Source organism: Nocardia sp. NPDC047654, assembly GCF_043205035.1.
Lineage (GTDB): Bacteria > Actinomycetota > Actinomycetes > Mycobacteriales > Mycobacteriaceae > Nocardia.
In genome coordinates this window covers 65601-80961 of the sequence record NZ_JBIDDF010000019.1, presented here as the reverse complement: position 1 = coordinate 80961, position 15361 = coordinate 65601, and the positions used below count along the sequence as shown (strand labels likewise).

The following is a 15361-nucleotide window of genomic DNA, read 5'->3' as shown; positions in this document are numbered from 1 at the left end:
AGACCCGAACCGACAGTGCCGTACGACGACGCGGAACCTGATCGTAGGCTTGTCGCCAAGCTGATCACAGGAGGTGCCGTGGCCGTCCACACGACTCGACGGGAGTGGCAGAAGGCCGCGGTGCGCGCGGAACTGCGCACCGTGGCCATCGAGGTGTTCCTGGCTCAGGGTTACCACGAAGCCAACATCGCCGAGATCGCTGACCGAGCCGGGGTATCGGAGCGCACGTTCTACCGGTACTTCCCCACGAAGGAATCCGTCGCGCTCGACTGGATCGATGAAACCGCCCCGGCCGTGCACCACATGCTACGCCGACAGCGCCCCACCGTATCCCCCAGCGACGCACTGTGCGAAGCCTTCATCGCCGCGACGCCCCCCTCGATGGAAGGCACCCTGGAACATCGGGTTCTGTCGCTGATCTTTTCCACACCGAGGCTGCTCAATGCCTATTACGACCACGCGCGAACCTGGGAGAAAGATGTCGCCCAAGTCCTGGCCGAGCGTCTGGGGACAGACGTCGCGTCGGATCCTCGCCCGGCACTGTGGTCGGCTATGGGTTTCGCGATCGCCCATACCGTGACGCGGGAACGCGCAGCGCAGGGCGATACCGATTTCTCGAACTTTCCAACGTTGCTGCGCAAGCGTTTCGCCGAAGCCGCGCAATTCTTCCACAACCTCGGCGTCCCTGGATAGTTCGCCACCGGATGATCTCGGGCCTTTGGCTCGCACGACGTGCGGAACGCCGGCCCGTACGCCCGGCTACCCCACCGGCCCCTCGCCGGTGGGGTAGCCGGGCGTGGGCGGCACGGCCGACCCCTGTTCGCCGGAACACCGTCACGCCCAGCGATCTTCGGACGACGTTTCCGGCCGTGGACGGACCGGGTGTCACATGTTGCGGCGGTGGCCGATCCCCCGGAATCACTGTGGCGCGAGCACTGCCGCCGACCCGGCGCGCTCCGCCGCGACCGACCCACGCAGGTTCCGGAGCGCGCCGGCTGCTCGCGCCCTTTCGGCGATCAGTTCGGCCGCGATCGGATCGTTGATCACGTGGTACTCGAGGAATTCCTCCAGCCCTTGCAGTCCGTTCTCCCGGCCGAGGCCGCTGGCCTTGACTCCGCTATAGGGCGCATCGACGTTCGTGACCAAGCCGTTGATGGTGAACGTTCCGGCGTCGACGCGAGAAGCGACACGAGCGGCTCGGTCGGCGTCACGGGTGAACACCGCGCCGTGCAATCCGTAGACGGAGTCATTGGCGATCGCCACGGCCTCGTCGTCGCCCCCGTCGTAGGAGATGACCGAGAGCACAGGGCCGAAGATTTCTTCCTGCGCGATGGTCATGCGGTTGTCCACACCGGTGAAGACGGTCGGTTCGATGAAGTAACCGGTCTCGAGATCCGCGGGGCGTCCGCCGCCACAGGCGACCACGGCGCCCTCCCGCTTGCCGGTTTCGATGTAACCGCGCACGCGATCGTACTGGGTTTTCGAGACCAGGGGACCGATCACGGTGTCCGGGTCCATCGGATCGCCCACCCGCATCGACCGGACCGCATCTACCATTGCGTCGACGACCTCACCGTACCAGCTGCTGGGTACGACCAACCAGGACAGCGCATTGCACGCCTGCCCGGTGTTGTAGAACGAGCCGGCCACCAACGCCGACGTCAAGATCGGCGTCGTCGAGAACCAACGCCGCGGACTTACCGCCCAGCTCGAGGCTGCACAACTCCCGAATCCGAAGGAGCCCCGAACCGGTCTCCGGCGGTTCGGGGCTCCTTCAGGGGTATTCGTGCCTACCGTCCGATCGCTCAAACAGTTGACGGCTCGAATCTATCCCGCGTGTAGGGCATCTGGGAAATCCGCTGTTGCGCCGATAGGTGGTGGCCGCGGCTCAGGCGGCGATGCTGAGCATGTTGGCGCACTCTGGGCAGTCGGCCTGCGATGACCTGGGCGGCTGATTCGCTCGCTTTGCGGTCGTTGTGGCCGTAGTAGCAGTCGGTGGTGTTGACCGATTCGTGCCCGGCGTCGCGGGAGACAACGAAGATCGGGACGCCGTCCTGCAGTTTCCACGAAATACCTGTGTGGCGCAGCGTGTACAGGGTCAGCACCTTGCCGCCGAGCGTACGAATCGCGGGGCGCGTTCGCCGAAGAAGGGGATGATGTCGTTGCGGATGTAGGCGAGGTACTTGCGGCGGCCGTCGTCCTGGACACCGGTCAGCCTGTTGACGTACTTGGTCAGCCACTCGACCAGCAGCACTGTGCCGGACTCGGCGTCGTGTTCGGTCTCGACGACCTTCAACGCCTCATCGATCCCGACACGGTCGATCAGCCCGGCCCACCACTGAGCCTTGGCGTAGTCGTCGAAGGACTGCGAGGACTGGCGGCGGGTGCCGTCGGTGTCGTAGTAGTGGAAGGGAACCTGCCAGTTGACCGTGCCGTCCTTGCGCGGCCGGGGGCGAGGTGTAGGCATCGAAGAAGCTCCTCGGTGGTCGACGTCGGTCGACGCGTTGGGGCCTCGAGAAGCGAAGTGGTGACCGCGGTGGTGACGCGGCACTACGATCAGCGTACCGAAAGGACCGATGACCTGGGCGTTCCCTGCAGCCGGGCGAGTGTCGATCCTCGGCTTCCATTTCCTGGGCCTTATGGATCAGGTACTGCAGCATGGGTCGGCATCGCACGCACCCGCGGATCCGAAAATACCACCAGAGCGGTTATGGATATGGACTATCTCGGCCAGCAAGGTTTCGTCGGCGAGCTGCCGCGCCGGAGGCTGTTCCAGGCGACTGCGGCACCGGCAGTAGGCCGACGACGCGATTGCGGGTACCCGTGATACGAGCTCGGCCGGGTGCCGGCTGTCCTCGACGACTCTCGCGATCACCTTCGGGTCTGCCCGAGTTCCGAGGCGAAACGCGCACTCGGTGCAGGTGAACTGGCCGGGACCGGCAGCGCCAGGAGGCGGCTGCCGGTCCCGGAATGTCTCGGCCAGGTGAACAAGCGAGCGTGCTCGTTCGCCCATTGCGCGAATGTGCGGGCCGATCGGCCGGTCACTGTCGCTACGGTGTCGAGGACCTCGTCCGCGGCGTCGGGTGGGTGGGTTGCCGAGCGGAGACCGTCGCGGCGACAGGCGGCGGGGTTGCTCCGCGCAAAATTTGGGGCTGGGCTGCTGTGGTAAGAGCCAACGAGTGTAAGGCGGGAGTGGTGGCCGGGTAGCCGCGCCGGGGGAGCGAGTTCGCCGTGAATGCGTTGACGAACGGATGCCGCTCAGGCGCGCAGTCCGGTAGTGAGGACGGTTGCGAGTTCGCGATAGGCATCGGCGTCGTCGAGGCCGGTCTCGGCGCGCACTGCGCCTTGCTGTATCCGGACCATCATTGTCGCGGCGAGGTCGGCGGCGAAAGCGGCATGTACTTGCCGGAATTCACCCGCTGCCACGCCGGCGTCGACGAACTCTCGAACCCTTCTCGCCGCGAGGCGGGTGTTCTGCTCGTAGACCTCCCGGGCTGGGGCGAAGGCGTCCAGATCGGTCATGAACTGATCCGATGCGGCTCTCAGCGCTGTTCCGACAGCGGACAGATACGCGATGATGCGGTCTCGTGCCCCGGAGGTAGTCGCGACCTGTTGCTCGATCTCGTCAGTGGCGCGCCGGAAGAAATGCACGGTGACAGCCCGAACCAACTGCTCTTTACTTCCGGCGAGGGTGTACAGCGTGGTCTTCGAGCACCGCAGCCGGGACGCGATCTCGTCCAGAGTCAGATGGGCGAATCCCTCGGTCAAGAAGAGGGCGACCATCGCGTCGAACAGTTCGGTACGCCGACGAGTACCGAAACCGCTACGAGTCCGCTGAACCATCCCTGGATAGTACTCATCCGTGGCTTGCAGTACTGCCTATAGGTCAGTACTGTGGCCGATAATCAAGTACTGCCTCTAGTTGTCGACATGGAGGAATTCGTGGCTGTCGATCGATTGCTGCCCACCGACGAGGCTCACGAGCTGATCCAGCTCACGCGTGACATCGCGGACAAGGCGCTCGCTCCGATCGTCGACGATCACGAGCGTTCGGGGTCGTATCCGAGTGGTGTCTTCGCGACCCTCGGTGCCGCGGGGCTGCTGAGCCTGCCGTATCCGCAAGAGTGGGGCGGTGGTGGCCAGCCCTACGAGGTGTATCTGCAGGTGCTCGAGGAAATCGCGTCGCGATGGGTCGCGGTCGCGGTCGCGGTGAGTGTGCACAGTCTCGCCTGCCATCCGCTCACGGCGTTCGGGACGGAGGAGCAGCAGTGCCGGTGGCTCCCAGAGATGCTCGACGGCAGCACGATCGGGGCCTACAGCCTGTCCGAACCACATGCGGGCTCGGATGCCGCGGCGGTGGCGTGCAAGGCTGTGCCCGCAGACGGCGGTTATAGGCTCAGCGGCACTAAGGCGTGGATCACCCACGGCGGCATCGCCGACTTCTACAACGTATTCGCGCGCACCGGTGAAGGGCCGCGTGGAATCTCGTGCTTCCTGGTGCCGCAAGACCTCGATGGTTTGAGTTTCGGTAAGCCGGAGGAGAAGATGGGCCTGCACGCGGTGCCGACGACCACCGCGCACTACGACAACGCGTACCTGCCGGCGGATCGGCGGATCGGCGCCGAGGGGCAAGGCCTGCAAATCGCCCTGAGCGCGTTGGATTCCGGCCGTCTCGGTATCGCGGCGGTGGCCACGGGCTTGGCGCAGGCCGCCCTCGACGAGGCTGTCGGCTACGCGAAAGAGCGCAGCGCCTTCGGCCGGAAGATCATCGACCATCAGGGCCTAGGGTTTCTGCTCGCCGATATGGCCGCGGCGGTCGACTCGGCCCGGGCCACCTATATCGATGCCGCGCGCCGCCGCGATGCCGGATTGCCCTACTCGCGGCAGGCATCGGTCGCCAAACTCGCGGCCACCGATGCCGCGATGAAGGTGACCACCGACGCTGTGCAGGTGTTCGGAGGCTACGGCTATACCCGTGACTTCCGCGTCGAGCGATATATGCGAGAGGCGAAAATCACACAGATCTTCGAGGGCACCAATCAGATTCAGCGCCTGGTCATCAGCCGCTCGCTCGCGAAGTGAACCAGCAAGTAAGAATTTCCGATGCCGACCTCCGTTATCATCGCCGGTGCGCGCACGCCGATCGGAAAGTTACGTGGTGCTCTCGCCGGATTCACCGCTGCCGATCTGTGCGCGGTCGCCTTGGAAGCAGCGCTCGCCAAAGCCGCAATTCCCGCAGCCCAGGTGCAGTACGTGATCATCGGCCAGGTCTTGACGGCCGGCGCCGGACAGATGCCGGCCCGGCAGGCGGCCGCCAAGGCGGGCATTCCGATGAGCATGCCGGCGGCGCTGAACATCAACAAGATCTGGCCTGTCCGGGCTCGACGCGATCATCCTGGCTGATCAGGCCATCCGCTCCGGTACCCATGAGGTGATCGTCGCGGGCGGAATCGTCGCGGGCGGAATGGAATCGATGAGCCAGGCAGCACGACGGACTTCGAGACGCCTTCACCGACCAGGCCATGGGACTTCTCACCGAGGCCGGCAACGACGTCGAGCCGATCTCACGATGCGAGCGCGATCGGCGACACGCCCGCGCTCGGCCTGGACGCAGGCGCCCGCTACCGGCTCACCTTCAATGGCATCTGGGCCTTCGCCGTGGTCACCAGCCCGACGGTGCGCCATGCGTTCCGGATCGGCGTCGACTACGTGAGTCTCGGATACTCGTTCGCGACCTGGCGCTTCGCCGAACAGGACACTGCCGCGGTGGTGACGATAGATTATTCCGCCACTCCGGCGGAGGTCCGTACTTTTCTGATCGAACGCGACCTGGCCTGCCTCGCCGTCATCGACCGGGAGATCTTCGGCACCCTGATGAAACCCGATAGCGTCGAATTGTCCTGTCCCGAGCCCGCTTACGCCGACCGGTTCCCGGACCTGATCGGCCTGATGCCGACCTTCGACGCGCCCCAGACCCGGATTCTGCTGTCCGAACCGGCCTTGGACGTCCCGCTTGCCCCAGGGCAGCCTGCAGCTCGCCGAGTTGGCGCGCCAGCAGGCGGCGCAGGCGCTGCTGCAGCAGCGCCTGCGCCGCGCGGGCATCGGCGAGCAAGTGCGCCGAGTTCTGCTGGCGCACGGGATGGACACCGACCAGAACGAGGTCGCCGCCGCGCTCAACCTGAGCGTGCGCACGTTGCGCCGCAGGTTGGAAGCCGACGGCACCTCCTATCGCGAACTGGTCGCCGAGACCCGCCAAGTGCTCGCCGAGAAACTGCTCGGCATCGGCGCGACCGTCGAAGACGTCGCCCACCGCCTCGGTTACGCTGATGCCGCGGGGTCACCCACGCCTTCACCCGCTGGACCGGAACCACCCCCGGCCGCTACGCCCGTACCCTCCATTCGGGCGAGTAACGGGACTGTGGACGGAGCGTGAGGTATCAACGCGGGCAGCACATTCCGGCATACCGCGGCCAGTGCAGCACATGCCCGTTGGATGATCGCCGACAGAAACGCCCGCTGAATCGCCCAACTCGACGCGGCCGACGCCGCGCAACTGCATCGTCCCAGCGCCGCCGACACCGTGCTGCTGGACGCCCTGCCCTACCTGACGCTCCACCTTGCCGCAGCACCGGAACGTTGCTGCGCAAGCTATTCGAGATCACCCAGCTCACTGCCGGATTGCGCGACGACAGCGACCAGGTGACCATCACGCTGCCCGCCGATCAACTACCCGACAGTCGTTCTGCGCCTGGCGGCGCCGTAGACGATGTAGCCGAGGGCGACCAGCTTGGTGGCGACCGCTTCGCCGATACCCTACGGCGCGCCGGTGACCAGCGCGGTCTTCACGACCGTCACGTCAGTTGTTCGCGGGCACGTAGTTCGCGGGCACGCCGGTGGCGCGGCGCATGAACGCGTCGAAAATGCGGTTGGGCAGTGTGTTGTGCAGGAAGATCATGGGCTTGGCGCCGAAGCCGACGGCGTAACGCGTCTTGGGCCGGCGTGCCCGGACGGACTTGACGATGGTCTTGGCGATCAAGTCCGGCGAGGACATGCGGCGTTCGTTGGCCTCCGAACTGAGCGAGTCGGCCACGGCGTTGGCCTGCGGGGCGTACGGGCCGGTGCCGGAGGCGGCGCGGGCCTTCTGCGCGGCGATGCCGCCCCATTCGGTCTTGATCCCGCCCGGTTCGATCACCACGACGTCGATCCCGAAGGGCGCGAGCTCCAGGCGCAGGCAGTCGCTGAGTGCTTCCAGCGCGAACTTCGTGGCGTGGTACCAGCCTCCCAGCGGGGTGCACATGCGGCCACCCACCGAGGTGATGTTGACGATGGTTCCCGAGCGCTGCGCCCGCATGTGCGGCAGGACCAGCTGGGTCAGGCGCGCCGCGCCGAACACGTTGACCTCGAACTGTTCCCTGGCCTCCTGCAGGGGTACGTCCTCGACGGCGCCGTAGGAACCGTAGCCGGCGTTGTTGACGAGGACGTCGAGCCGGCCGGTTTCGGCGATGAGCTTCTCGACGCCTTCCCGCATGGAAGTGTCGTCGGTGACGTCCATGGCCAGCAGCCGGATCCCCTGCTCGGTCAGGCGTTGCATGCGCTGCACGCGCCGCGCCGCGCCGTAGACGGTGTAGCCGGCCTCGCGCAGCTGGAGCGCGGTGGCCTCGCCGATCCCCGACGAAGCTCCGGTGACGAGTGCAACCTTGGTGGTCATGGTGGCGATCCTTTCGGTGGACGTGGTGACCTTTCGCCATGAACGCTAGAAGTGGATCCGTGGCCTGGCACTAGCGTGGCGCGCCAATTCACTTGCGCATGACGCCACCTTTCGATGGCGCGCTCGGCGAGAGGAATGACGCCATCTGTTGGTGACAGACATGCCGGCGGCCGTTACGCTCCCGTCGTGAGCACCGGACGATTCACCCTGGATCCCAGCATCAAAGCCCTGCTGAAGGACCTCGGCGTGTCATCCACCCGGGTGCTCCGGCGCGCCCAGCTGCCTGCCGACCTGTTCGGCCGCGGCCCGGTCGACCTCTCCGTCGAGGAGTACTTCCGGCTGTGGGAGGCACTCGACGCCGAGAGCGGCGATCCGGACCTGGCTGTCGCGATCGGCCGGTCGATTTCGGTCGAGATGTTCAACCCGCCGATCTTCGCCGCCCTGTGCAGCCCCGATCTGCGGACCGCAGCCGAGCGCATCGCCACCCACAAGCTCCTCATCGGGCCCCTGCACTTGCGCCTCGACAACGACGACGAAGGCTTGACGATCAGCTTCCGGTGGCCGCCGGACACGCCCCCGCCGCCCCTGCTGGCCGCCGCCGAGATGGTGTTCTGGGTCGCTCTGGCCCGGATCGCGACCCGCCACGACGTCCGAGCGGTCCGGGCCACCGCTCCCTGGCTCGCTGCCGAGCACACCGGCCTGGACGACTACCTCGGCGTAAAAGTCCACAACGGAAAGACGCACGCGATCACCTTCGCGCTCGCCGACGCGAACCGCCCGTTCCTCACCGAGAACGAGGAACTCTGGCGGTTCTTCGCCCCGGAACTCCGCAGACGCCTGTCCGACCTGCAGGCGACGGCCAGCGTCGCCGAGCGGGTGCGGGCAGCGCTGCACGAAACACTTCCCGCCGGCGGAAGCTCCATGACCGCGGTCACCCGACACCTCGCCGTCAGCAACCGCACCCTGCAACGACAACTGCAACTCGAAGGAACCACCTTCCAGGAAATCCTCGCCACGACCCGCGAAAACCTGGCCCGCCACTACCTCGGCAACAGCACCATGCGCATCGCCGAAATCGCTTATCTGGTCGGTTACGACGACACCAATTCCTTCTACCGCGCCTTCCGCACCTGGACCGGAACCACCCCCGACGCCCTCCGGACCGCAGCCGTCGCCCGAGCCTGAACGTCCACCTTCCGGGGGCGGGCAGCCCATCCCGGCCTGTCAGTCAGCGGGGCCTTGGAGCCTCCGGTGCCGGGAGCAGGCGTCGCGGCAAGGAATCCTGGGTGTGCGTTCGATCGAACGTTGGGATTCCGATTCCGCCGAGGTCGACATCGTGCTATCGCGTCGTGGTCGACGGTTTCCGATCACGCGAGGGGGTGCGCTGTCCGGTTTCGCGGGGCAGCAGGACGCACTTCCGGGTGCGCGGCGAACGACGCCAGGAAGGTTCCGACGTGGTCAGGGCTGCGTCCCACCCAGCCGTGGGTGTGGCGAGCCCACGTCTCGACAGCTTCGCGACCAGCCGCAGCTCCTCGGCGCTGCGGGGGATCCCGAAGACCCGGTTGGCGACAGAGCCGGTCTCCAGGGCTACTGACGAAGGCCCCCTTCGCGATCTGCTGGACACTCCCGATCCGACGCTCGTCCACCATGTCTGGATCAAGGGGCAGCAGTCACTTGACTCGATCGCAGACCGATCACGCTTCCTGCTGGACGAAAGGACCCGCGTCCTCGCTTCCACACGGAAAACTCGATACGGCAATCGGTTTCACGTACCCGGACGCGGAGGCTCCGCTAAAATCACCTGGTTCCGACGACTCTCGTGTAGTCACGCATGCGCTGCGCTTCCCCGTTTCGGAGAACGTTGACCCCATCACTGTCGAATCCCGCCCACGCCGGCACCCAGCGAATTCCGATGTACTCGCCCGAGTTCAGCGCCGACCCTCATCGGTTCTACCGGGAGATGCGCGCTCGATTCGGCTCGTTCGCGCCGGTCGAGCTTGCGCCGGGCGCCCCCGCCACCCTTGTGATCGGCTACCGCGCCGGGTTGACGATTCTCAAACATCCGGAGCGCTTTCCCGCCGACCCGCGGACCTGGCAGGAAACCGTCCCCGTCAACTGTCCGGTACTACCCGTGCTGCGGTGGAGGCCGATCGCGATGCGCAATGCCGGCCATGAGCACAGTCGGCTCCGGAGTGTGGTCGGCGCTGCACTCGACGAAGTAGACCTGCATGCGGTACGTGGCATCGTCGAGCGGACCGATATACCTCTGATCAACTCCTTCTGCACCACCGGGTCGGCAGACCTGGTATCCCAGTACGTCTTTCCGTTGGTACTCGCGGTCATCACCGACCTTCTGGGATGCCCGCCCGCGATCAGCGAGAAGGCCGCCGCCGACATAGCCGCGATTATGGACGGCGGCGCGGATGCGCAGCAGGCCAACCGCAGGTTCGAAACATCGTTGCTGGAGCTGATGCACTTTAAGCGAGTCACGCCGGGCCGCGACATCACCACCAGCCTACTTCGTCACGGCACCGATCTCGATGACGACGAGATCCTGCATCAACTTCTCGTGTACTACGGCGTGGGAATGGAGCCTGTGCAGACCCTGATCACCAACGCGCTGCGCCTACTACTCACCGACGAACGGTTCGGCGACGAGACGGTCAGCGGCGCACTGTCCATCCGCGACGCCCTGGACGAAGTGCTGTTCGTCGATCCGCCGTTGCCGAACAGCATAAGTTATCCTCGGCAGCCGATCCTGATCGATGAAGTATGGCTGCCCGCTCACCAGCCCGTCGTGGTCAGCTTGGCCGCCTGCAACAACGATCCCGAGATCGCTGGCTCGGAACGGGTTGGCAACCGTGCGCATCTGGCTTGGAGCGCAGGCCCGCATTCATGTCCCGCCAGATCGCTCGCCTATCTGATCGCGTAATCCGCTGTGGACCAACTGCTGGACGCACTGCCCGAACTCCGGTTGGCCGTAACTTTCGACGAACTTCGGTGGCGGCCCGGGCCATTCCAGCACGCGTTGGCCGAACTGCCGGTGGCATTCCCACCTTCCCCACCCCTCTGCCGGCACGCTGAGATCGCGCCGCGCCGTCACCGACGGGACGCATCCCTTACGTCAGCGTCCCGGGTGCACATCTCCCACCAATAGGCCGCCGCCACGGTCGCGTACGCAACGATCACGGTGGCCACCGCCAGGCCGACTGTCACCACCACACCGATCACGTAGACACTCCCTCCCCCGCGGGCATTCACCGCCGTGCCGCGCTTCGCTACGGGCCGAGCCGAATCACACGACGGAAGCTAGTTCCTCGTCTAGAAATGGTGTCCCAGTAGCTCCGTATTCACAGCTTCGTGGCGACGCGGGCATCGTGCGACGGCAGACTACCCGGCCCATATCTATTTTCGACCCCGGGCTGAAGGCCAGATTTTGAAGCACCTAGTTTATATATACACACGCAATATAAGGTCATAGGTCGTGTCTACGGCTCTGCACCAGTGGCTTCGCATGACAGAACTCGCGGGCGCGCTCTACAGCACGAGAAGCGGCCTTAGCTTTCAAATTACGCAGCTGGAGAAGGCCGGTCTGGTCCGGCGCGAAACCTGCCCGACCGATGTGCGAGGCGTGATACGGTCCGCCGTGTCCTGGTCGATGCACTCAGTCCCGACCAGCAGGAAGCTGTCGCGACGAGTGTGGACGATGTGGTCCGCCATCTGACGGCAGTCGGCGATACGTCCAACTCGATGTCTTAGACTGCAGATTTCCGAGTTGCGGAGCCGGCGTCCGCTTCGATTGGGGCAGACACGATTACGGGCCCGAGAACAGCCGTTCATTCGGCAGTCTGGTCATCGGCAATCGGTCGTCGACCTCGCGCACAACGAGTTCGATCGAGCACCACGGTCTCCTCTGCCAGTCGCAAATCAACTGGTACGCCGCGGTGACCGTTGCGCGATAGTCGAAAGCGATGCCGTTCAGCCAGATCCGCAGACGAACGTCACCATCGATCGGCCCCCACGCGCCTCCGGCCGACTTCATCAGGCCACCGAACCCGTCCTCGGCGAATCGTTCGTGAGCGATGCCGATCCAGGAGCGCCCAGGAGTACGTGCTCGAGTCATCGCACTTCCTCGGCTCGACGATGAGCGAACCCCGGACGCTTCGTAGTCGAGTTGTGGCGCCCTGCTTGCAATCTCGATCCGAGCCGATGCCGAGGACTGTTGCGGCTGCCTCGCGGCGTGTGCGCTACTACACTGCCGATTCTGCGGGTAGTTCATGACCGTCATCGAGCGATAGTGCGGGTTCGTTCGCTCCCAGCATTCGTTGTTCAAACCCTTTGTTCGAGCTGTCGTAGCTGTTCTCGCAGTTGCGAATTGCGCTCGAGAGCCCAGTCCGTCAACGGGTTGACCACGCCGCGCAGCGCGGAGATCGGCGCCCACCTACGGGGAACCATGATGCGTGGAGATCGCGACTCGAGGCCTTCCACGATACGAGCGGCGACGGTCTCGGGCTCGATCGCCTCCGCGAGGAATCGAGGATAGAGCTGCCGACGCATCGCGGTGACGAGATCGTTGCCGCCGAAGGCGCTCTGCGCGATCGGCGTACGCACCCATCCCGGATACAGCACGCCCGCGGTGGCTCCGTGCACGGCGAGTTCGGTGCGAAGTGCCCGGCCGAATTGTTCGACACCGGCTTTGGACATGGCGTACGCGGCGTTGATCGTTCCGTTGAAGTACGCGTAGACCGAGGCCGTGACGAGCACATGGCCCTTGCTTGCGACGATCTGGGGCAGCGTCGCACGCACGGTCCGGACCACACCGAGCAGGTCGACCTCGATGATGCGCTCGAATTCGGTTGGGTCGCTGGTGAAGATGGTGCTGGGCGTGGCAGCGGCGATACCCGCGTTGGCGAAGGTGACGTCGATGCCGCCGAATTTCTCCACCGACTGTTCGACCGCGTCCGTGAGGCTGTCGGGATCTGTGACATCGAGTGCGAGAGGCAGCACGCGGCTCCCACCCAGCCGATTCGCGAGCCGCTCCGCACCATCCAGGTGTATGTCGGTGAGCACGATGTTGGCGCCGCGGGTGTGGAGTGCGATGGCGCTGGCGGCACCGATGCCGCCGGCTGCGCCGGTGATGAGGATCGTCTTTCCGGCGAGGGGCCAGATCTCGGACAACGTTCTCTCCTTCGGTCAGTCTGCGGTTCCGGTATGGCGGTCGATAGCTCGGTGGTCGTGCCAACCGGCCGGGGCGGCCAGTTCAGCGGCGTGGGCGATGGTGGTGTCCTTCCAGGCGACGCGGTCCAGCACCGGGCGGAAGAGGCCGGGCGCTTTGGCGATGAGCGAGTTGCGTTTCGGCACCACGATCAGCTCGGAGCGCCGTTCGATGCCGCGCACGATGCCGCGCACGACCGTGGCGCTGGGCACCATCTTGAACAGACCTTTCTCATTGCCGCCCCAAAGCACTCGACCGGCGGGGTCGGCGATGACATCGTCCATCATCGGGGTGCGGAAGAAGGTCGAGTGCACGCTGCCGACTCCGACACCCCGATGGCGCAGTTCGAGGCGGATGCTGTCGCACATCGCCCAGACACCGGCTTTGGTGGCCGTATACGACGCTTGCAACGGGGAGTGGACGAACGCGGCCATCGAGGAAATCGCCAACAGATAGCCGTGATTGGCCTGCACGCCGGGCAGCCCGGCGCGGAAGGTGCGCCACACCCCGGTGAGGTTGATGTCGACGACACGTTCGAAGGCCGCGGGATCCAGGGTGGCCATGGGAGCCATGGTGTCGATTCCGGCATTGGCGATGACGACATCGAGACGGCCGAAATGCTCGGTGGCCGCGTTCATCGCGTCGGTCAGGCCGGTCATGTCGCGGACATCCGCATGCCAACCGCGAGCCTGACGCGCAGTGCCGAGCGCGGCCGCTTGCGCACGCACGTTATCGGCGTCGATATCCAGGAGTGCCAGGTTCGCTCCGCGGGCACGCAGGGCTCGGGCCAATTCACTGCCGAGCCCACCGGTGGAACCCGTCAACGCGACGGTGCGGCCTGCGAGTGGATAGCGGGTCATCGTTCGGACTCCTCGACGGTGATGCGCGGTGCGACGTGAGTGTGCAGGAAGGCGATCTGGTCGGCCACGACGCGCTCGAACCAGTCACCGACGTAGATATCGAAATGCCCCGCGGGATACAGCGCGATCTCCCCGCGGGGAGCCTTACGCGCATGGCGCAGAGTGGCCTTCGCCGGTGCGACCGCATCCAGTTCGCAGATGGCGAACATGATCGGGCAGCTCACCTTCGCGGCGCTGCGCCCCGGGATGTGCAGAGTGATAGACAATGCGACCCGGGCGGCGACTTCGTTGGCGAACGGAGCGGAGTTCGGCACCAACGCTAGATAGCCCGGCTCCGAATCCGGCGACGCCATCAGCGCGGTCGAACCCGGCCGCCCCGCCGTGGTGATCATTACCGGCTCCCTGCCCACATACGCCCCGATCAGATCGCGCGCCGCTCGCGCGGTGACACGCAGAGCGTTCGAAGGCTGCATCGCCAGTACGGAGGCGAAACCGTCGGTGAAAGGACACTGCGCGACCACCGCCGCGATGTCGCCATCACCGGCAGCGGCCACCAGGACGTGTCCGCCACCGAAGGACGTTCCCCACAACACGATGCGGCTCGTGTCGACCACGTTCAGCGAGCGCGCGAACGCGATCGCCGCGGCCCAGTCCGCGAGCTGCTCACGAATGTCGATCAGCTGGCGTGGCGTGCCGTCGCTGGCCCCGAAGTGCCGGTAATCGAAAACCAGGCAGGCATACCCGGCGGCACGGAAACGCTCGGCGTAGGCGTCGAGCCGCATCTCGCGGATACCGCCCAGACCGTGCGCCATGACGATGATCGGGGCCGGACCGCCGGCCGGCAGATACAGCCACGCACCGCATTCCACCCCCGCGTGGCCGGACGGGAACCGGACTTCGTGGCGATCGCCCATCGGCTGACTCCTTTGCTCTCGCCGGTCGACCATGACCGGCACCACACAGTATATGTGATAGGTTCCAAGTATGGAAGTGATTCCAACAATGGATGCCACTCCATGATGGCCGTACAGTGGGCACATGAACTCCGCAGGCGTGACACGGACGGCACGGCGGGTTTCAGCCACCCAGCAAGCGATCGTCGACGCCGCCGAAAGCCTGGTCCTCGCCCACGGAGCCGACGCCCTCACCCTGGACGCCGTCGCTGAGCGGGCCGACGTCGCGGTACAGACCATCTACAACCGGATCGGCGTGCGCTCGGCCTTGCTGATCGCGGTCGCCGAACGAGCGCTGGAACAGAACCGCCAGTACATGGACGACGCCTACGCCGCGCCCGGCTCACCCCGGGCACGGATCCTGCGAGCAGCCGAGGCGTACGCCCGGTTCGCCGCCGAACGACCACACCAATTCCGGCTGCTCATCGACCCGCCCAACGAACCACGCGCGCTCGCACGCGTCGCCGATCCCACGCCGACTGGCAGGCACGCATTAACGCGGATCGGACGCCAGTAGGCGATCAAACCACCGGCCCAGATCACCGCCGGACGCAGTCACCGAGAGCCGTGGATTGCTCTCCAACCTTCGGTGTCACTTTCATCGTGGTTCTCCCCTGCGCCGGCA

General features: G+C 65.7%; 16 protein-coding genes and 2 pseudogenes. 9 read left to right on the top strand and 9 right to left on the bottom strand.

What is annotated here, in order from left to right; all coding sequences use genetic code 11:
* The first annotated feature begins 78 nt into the window (after positions 1-78).
* A complete protein-coding gene (locus tag ACGF7Y_RS32095) occupies positions 79-693 on the top strand; it encodes a TetR family transcriptional regulator (RefSeq protein ID WP_393240411.1) in 615 nt (204 codons plus the stop codon).
* Positions 694-918: 225 nt separating this feature from the next.
* Here the strand turns inward: ACGF7Y_RS32095 and ACGF7Y_RS32090 are convergent, their stop codons facing one another.
* From ACGF7Y_RS32090 to ACGF7Y_RS32075, 4 genes are all read right to left on the bottom strand, one after another.
* Entirely contained in the window at positions 919-1665 is a 747-nt protein-coding gene (locus ACGF7Y_RS32090; RefSeq protein ID WP_195065949.1) for an aldehyde dehydrogenase family protein, read from the bottom strand.
* A 140-nt stretch (positions 1666-1805) separates the two neighbouring features.
* On the bottom strand, positions 1806-2105 hold the full coding sequence (locus tag ACGF7Y_RS32085; protein WP_393240408.1) for a hypothetical protein: 300 nt from the start codon (positions 2103-2105) through the stop codon (positions 1806-1808).
* The gene (locus ACGF7Y_RS32080) at positions 2099-2467 is read right to left on the bottom strand and encodes a hypothetical protein (protein WP_195065947.1); all 369 of its coding nucleotides are present in this window, start codon (positions 2465-2467) and stop codon (positions 2099-2101) included. The genes ACGF7Y_RS32085 and ACGF7Y_RS32080 overlap by 7 nt, the downstream gene beginning before the upstream one ends.
* Positions 2468-3258: 791 nt before the next feature.
* On the bottom strand, positions 3259-3843 hold the full coding sequence (locus ACGF7Y_RS32075) for a TetR/AcrR family transcriptional regulator (protein WP_195065946.1): 585 nt from the start codon (positions 3841-3843) through the stop codon (positions 3259-3261).
* A gap of 99 nt (positions 3844-3942) precedes the next feature.
* Here ACGF7Y_RS32075 and ACGF7Y_RS32070 point away from each other — a divergent pair, with 99 nt between their 5' ends.
* The 4 genes and pseudogenes from ACGF7Y_RS32070 to ACGF7Y_RS32055 all read left to right on the top strand — a co-directional run bounded on the left by ACGF7Y_RS32070 (position 3943) and on the right by ACGF7Y_RS32055 (position 6433).
* On the top strand, positions 3943-5082 hold the full coding sequence (locus tag ACGF7Y_RS32070; RefSeq protein WP_195065945.1) for an acyl-CoA dehydrogenase family protein: 1140 nt from the start codon (positions 3943-3945) through the stop codon (positions 5080-5082).
* Between the two features lie 21 nt (positions 5083-5103).
* A pseudogene (locus ACGF7Y_RS32065) lies at positions 5104-5600 on the top strand (acetyl-CoA C-acyltransferase); the annotation flags it as partial.
* A pseudogene (locus ACGF7Y_RS32060) lies at positions 5581-5955 on the top strand (AraC family transcriptional regulator ligand-binding domain-containing protein); the annotation flags it as partial. The pseudogenes ACGF7Y_RS32065 and ACGF7Y_RS32060, both read left to right, overlap by 20 nt.
* 58 nt (positions 5956-6013) lie before the next feature.
* A complete protein-coding gene (locus tag ACGF7Y_RS32055) occupies positions 6014-6433 on the top strand; it encodes a helix-turn-helix domain-containing protein (RefSeq protein ID WP_195065944.1) in 420 nt (139 codons plus the stop codon).
* A gap of 423 nt (positions 6434-6856) precedes the next feature.
* Here the strand turns inward: ACGF7Y_RS32055 and ACGF7Y_RS32050 are convergent, their stop codons facing one another.
* A complete protein-coding gene (locus ACGF7Y_RS32050; RefSeq protein ID WP_195065943.1) occupies positions 6857-7708 on the bottom strand; it encodes an oxidoreductase in 852 nt (283 codons plus the stop codon).
* 186 nt (positions 7709-7894) lie between these two features.
* Here ACGF7Y_RS32050 and ACGF7Y_RS32045 point away from each other — a divergent pair, with 186 nt between their 5' ends.
* The 3 genes from ACGF7Y_RS32045 (at position 7895) to ACGF7Y_RS32035 (ending at position 11432) form a co-directional block, all read left to right on the top strand.
* Complete coding sequence (locus ACGF7Y_RS32045) at positions 7895-8893, top strand: AraC family transcriptional regulator ligand-binding domain-containing protein (protein ID WP_393240404.1); 999 nt, start codon at positions 7895-7897, stop codon at positions 8891-8893.
* Between the two features lie 727 nt (positions 8894-9620).
* Positions 9621-10640, top strand: a complete 1020-nt coding sequence (locus tag ACGF7Y_RS32040; protein WP_393240402.1) for a cytochrome P450 — start codon at positions 9621-9623, stop codon at positions 10638-10640.
* A 582-nt stretch (positions 10641-11222) separates the two neighbouring features.
* Positions 11223-11432 (top strand): MarR family transcriptional regulator, encoded by a 210-nt coding sequence (locus ACGF7Y_RS32035; RefSeq protein ID WP_393240400.1) that lies wholly within the window; start codon positions 11223-11225, stop codon positions 11430-11432.
* Between the two features lie 90 nt (positions 11433-11522).
* On the opposite strand, the gene ACGF7Y_RS32030 is transcribed toward ACGF7Y_RS32035, so the two are convergent.
* The 4 genes from ACGF7Y_RS32030 to ACGF7Y_RS32015 form a co-directional block, all read right to left on the bottom strand.
* Entirely contained in the window at positions 11523-11831 is a 309-nt protein-coding gene (locus ACGF7Y_RS32030; RefSeq protein ID WP_062986225.1) for a hypothetical protein, read from the bottom strand.
* Positions 11832-12037: 206 nt separating this feature from the next.
* Complete coding sequence (locus ACGF7Y_RS32025; protein WP_228819984.1) at positions 12038-12886, bottom strand: short-chain dehydrogenase/reductase; 849 nt, start codon at positions 12884-12886, stop codon at positions 12038-12040.
* A gap of 15 nt (positions 12887-12901) precedes the next feature.
* On the bottom strand, positions 12902-13783 hold the full coding sequence (locus ACGF7Y_RS32020; RefSeq protein ID WP_195065940.1) for an SDR family NAD(P)-dependent oxidoreductase: 882 nt from the start codon (positions 13781-13783) through the stop codon (positions 12902-12904).
* The gene (locus ACGF7Y_RS32015; protein ID WP_195065939.1) at positions 13780-14697 is read right to left on the bottom strand and encodes an alpha/beta hydrolase; all 918 of its coding nucleotides are present in this window, start codon (positions 14695-14697) and stop codon (positions 13780-13782) included. The genes ACGF7Y_RS32020 and ACGF7Y_RS32015 overlap by 4 nt, the downstream gene beginning before the upstream one ends.
* 124 nt (positions 14698-14821) lie before the next feature.
* Here ACGF7Y_RS32015 and ACGF7Y_RS32010 point away from each other — a divergent pair, with 124 nt between their 5' ends.
* Positions 14822-15253, top strand: a complete 432-nt coding sequence (locus ACGF7Y_RS32010) for a TetR/AcrR family transcriptional regulator (RefSeq protein ID WP_228819983.1) — start codon at positions 14822-14824, stop codon at positions 15251-15253.
* The last annotated feature ends 108 nt before the right edge of the window (positions 15254-15361 follow it).

Bases quoted from the DNA above. Each gene is read 5' to 3' on its own strand.
- ACGF7Y_RS32080 (WP_195065947.1), bottom strand. From the start codon at position 2,467: ATGCCTACACCTCGCCCCCGGCCGCGCAAGGACGGCACGGTCAACTGG.
- ACGF7Y_RS32075 (WP_195065946.1), bottom strand. From the start codon at position 3,843: ATGGTTCAGCGGACTCGTAGCGGTTTCGGTACTCGTCGGCGTACCGAA.
- ACGF7Y_RS32050 (WP_195065943.1), bottom strand. From the start codon at position 7,708: ATGACCACCAAGGTTGCACTCGTCACCGGAGCTTCGTCGGGGATCGGC.
- ACGF7Y_RS32040 (WP_393240402.1), top strand. From the start codon at position 9,621: ATGTACTCGCCCGAGTTCAGCGCCGACCCTCATCGGTTCTACCGGGAG.
- ACGF7Y_RS32035 (WP_393240400.1), top strand. From the start codon at position 11,223: ATGACAGAACTCGCGGGCGCGCTCTACAGCACGAGAAGCGGCCTTAGC.
- ACGF7Y_RS32030 (WP_062986225.1), bottom strand. From the start codon at position 11,831: ATGACTCGAGCACGTACTCCTGGGCGCTCCTGGATCGGCATCGCTCAC.
- ACGF7Y_RS32020 (WP_195065940.1), bottom strand. From the start codon at position 13,783: ATGACCCGCTATCCACTCGCAGGCCGCACCGTCGCGTTGACGGGTTCC.
- ACGF7Y_RS32015 (WP_195065939.1), bottom strand. From the start codon at position 14,697: ATGGGCGATCGCCACGAAGTCCGGTTCCCGTCCGGCCACGCGGGGGTG.
- ACGF7Y_RS32010 (WP_228819983.1), top strand. From the start codon at position 14,822: ATGAACTCCGCAGGCGTGACACGGACGGCACGGCGGGTTTCAGCCACC.